Source organism: Pseudomonas sp. (assembly GCF_035277045.1).
Taxonomy (GTDB): domain Bacteria; phylum Pseudomonadota; class Gammaproteobacteria; order Pseudomonadales; family Pseudomonadaceae; genus Aquipseudomonas.
In genome coordinates, this window is record NZ_DATELE010000071.1 from 1 (window position 1) to 3,160 (window position 3,160).

The following is a 3,160-nucleotide window of genomic DNA, read 5'->3' on the forward strand; positions in this document are numbered from 1 at the left end:
TGCAGGCCTTCACGCACGATGCGCAGGCCCTCGAGTTTCGGACCCAGCTCCACGGCGCGGTAGGCGGCCTTGTTGTCCTGGTCCATCACCAGCACGAACTTCTTGCCAAGGTCGGTGCCGACGGCCTCGTCGTTGATCAGCATGGCCGAGTAGGTGGCGCTGCCGACCAGCTTCAGGCGGGCATACAGGCCCGGGGTGAACTGCCCGTCGCGGTTGTCGAACACGGCGCGGCCGCGGATGGTGCCGGTGCGTGGGTTGACCTGGTTGTCGACGAAGTTCATCTGGCCCAGGTGCGGGTTGCCGCTTTCGTTGGACAGGCCCAGGTACACCGGGGTGCTCTGGCCGCGCTGGCCGTCGCGGGCGAGCTGGGTGTACTTGAGGTAGACGCGCTCGTCGGCGTCGAAGTAGGCGTAGACCTTGTCGGTGGAGACCACGCTGGTCAGCGGGGTGACATCGGCGGTGACGATGTTGCCCGCGGTGAACTGGGCGCGGCTGACGCGGCCGCTGATCGGTGCGGTGACGCGGGTGAAGCTCAGGTTCAGGCGCGCCAGGTCAAGCTGGGCCTGGATGGCCGCCACGCCGGCACGCGCTTCGGCGGCGGCGCTGCTGCGCGATTCGGCCAGTTCCGCCGAGATGGCGTTGCTGTCACGCAGGCGCTCGCCGCGACGCGCTTCATTGTCGCTGCGCACGGCGGTGGCGCGGGCTTGCTGGACTTGCGCCTCGAGGCGGCGGACCTCGGCCTGGAACGGGCGAGGATCGATCTGGAACAGCAGGTCGCCTTTCTTCACCTGGGCGCCCTCGGTGAAGGCCACCTGGTCGATCTGGCCCGAGACCCGTGGACGGACCTCGACGGTTTCGGGGGCTTCGAGACGGCCGGTGAACTCGTCCCACTCGTTGATGGGTTGTTCGATGACCTTGGCCACGGTGACCTTGGGTGCCGACGGGGCCTGCACCGCCTCCGGCGTGCGGCCACAGGCGCTGAGCACCACTACCGCGAGGGCAGCGAGTGGAAAGCGCAAGGGTTTGAGTGATTGTTCCATGGAGGAGTCCGCCAATATGAAGAGAGTGGACGGATTCTGGCGGCCGCGCGCGATGGGCACGAATCGAACGAGGCGAAGGTTATTATCATCGGGAATGATGGGTGGGGGGTGTTGCCATCAATATGGATGGCGGAGCCGGACATTGTGTGGTGCCGGCCTTGTGCCGGGGGGCAGGATGGCCGGGTTGTAGGGGGAGGGGGAGGGGACATCGGGTAGGGTCAGTGGACTCTGTGGTACCCATGCGATTTTGGGGCCGCTTTGCGGCCCAATCGCGACACAAGGCACGCTCCCACAGGGCCCGGCGATGCCGGGCCGGGGACTGTAATTACCTTGGGTGGAAGACAGTTGCTCCAACGCCCGCTGCGCTGAGCGGGGCGTCCAACCGAGCTGGCCGTGCCAGCTCTTGTGGGAGCAGGCCTCGTGTCGCGATCGAGGGCGTAGCCCTCGCCGGGGCGCAGAACCACAAGGTTGTGCGATGCCGGCAGGGGACACAGACAGTCGCTCCCTCCCTCCCTCAGCGCCCGACGATGCCGTGAGTACCTCGATAGACCTCAGTTGGTCCCCCAAGACCGGGCAGCGCCGGGCACACAAAGGACGGGCTGCGCAGTATCAGCCAATCACCTTGAACCCGTGCGTCCCATCACGCCCCAGCTGTTCCACCAACCCGAACTCCCAGTCCAGATACGCCTGCATCGCTTCACGCGGGCTGTCGGTGCCTTCATATGGCCGGCGATACCGGTCGGTACGCGGTACCGCCAGGTGCGTTTCGCCGCTCTCCAGCGGCAGGTCGGCGGCGATCCAGCGGGCGGTGCCGCCTTCGAGCACGTGCACCGGCTTGCCGGTCAGGGCCTGCAGGTCGACAGCGGCAAAGCGGGCCAGCAGGCTGCTGCCACAGGTGACGACGTAGCGCTCGGCCACCGGCAGCTTCTCCAGCGCCTGGGGCAGCTGGGCGCGGAGGGCCCAGTGGGCTCCAGGTATATGACGCTTGACGTAGTTGGCACTGGTGGTGAAGTCGAGCAGCACGGTGCCGCTGTCCTGCAGCCACTGGCCAAGTTGCTCGTTGCCGATGTTCGCTACCTGCGGCAGCGCAGGCAGGGGCACCGGCCACTCGCCGGTTTCAGCGAAGTCGCTCGGCGCGAGACCGTCGAGCACGGCCACTTCCCAGCCCAGCTGCGCCAGCCACGAGGCGCTCATGTTGGCACGCACGCCATCGCTGTCCACCAGCACGATCCGCGCCCCGCGCACGCTGGCGACGTGGTCGGTTTCCTGGACCAGCTGGCCGCCAGGGGTCGAGCGGCTGCCTGGCAGGTGCCCTGCGACGTATTCCTCCGGGGTGCGCACATCGAACAGGTAAGTGGTGCGGCGGGTTTCTGCCTGCCAGGCGGATAGGCCTTGCTTGTCCAGCCGCAAGACGCCGGCTCGATCCGCCACGGCGCGGGCGTTGCTGGCGGCGGAGGCACGGGTGGTTTCGCTCACGGCGTCGAACTGGCGGTCCTGGCCGTGGGCCAGTTGCTGCCCGGCCAGGGTCCAGCCGATGGTGCCGTTGCGCAGGGCGGCCACAGGGTTGGGTATACCGGCATTCACCAGCGACTGGGTGCCGATGATGCTGCGGGTGCGGCCGGCGCAGTTGACGATGACCTGGGTCTGGGGGTTCGGCGCCAGTTCGGCGACCCGCAACACCAGCTCGGCACCAGGCACGCTGATGCCCCCCGGAATGCTCATGGTCTGGTATTCGTCGAAGCGGCGCGCGTCCAGCACGACCACGTCGGCCTTCGCGTCGATCAGCGCCTGCACTTGCTGCGCGGACAGCGATGGCGTATGGCGCTCGGCCTCGACCCATTCGCCGAACGACTTGCTCGGCACATTCACGTCGATGAACAGCTCGCCGCCCGCGGCGCGCCAGCCCGCGAGGCCGCCGTCGAGCAGCCGCACGTCGGTATAGCCGAGCTGCGCGAGCTTCTCGGCCGCGCGCGGCGCGAGATCCTCGCCGCCGGCGTCGCCGAACACGACGATCGGCGTGTCGCGGCGCGGAATGCGCGTCCACGCGTCGAGTTCGAGCTTCGACAGCGGGAAGTTGGCGGCCCACAGCGGATGGCCCTGCGCATAGGGGTCTTCCTCGC

The 3,160-nt window shown here is 68.1% G+C and carries 2 protein-coding genes; both read right to left on the reverse strand.

What is annotated here, in order from left to right:
- Positions 1 to 1,040, reverse strand: a 1,040-nt coding sequence (locus tag VJS90_RS03040) for an efflux RND transporter periplasmic adaptor subunit (RefSeq protein WP_324118975.1), incomplete at its 3' end; no start/stop codon positions are given.
- Between the two features lie 609 nt (positions 1,041 to 1,649).
- Positions 1,650 to 3,160 (reverse strand): rhodanese-related sulfurtransferase (locus VJS90_RS03045; RefSeq protein ID WP_324118977.1); only part of this gene is annotated, 1,511 nt, incomplete at its 5' end.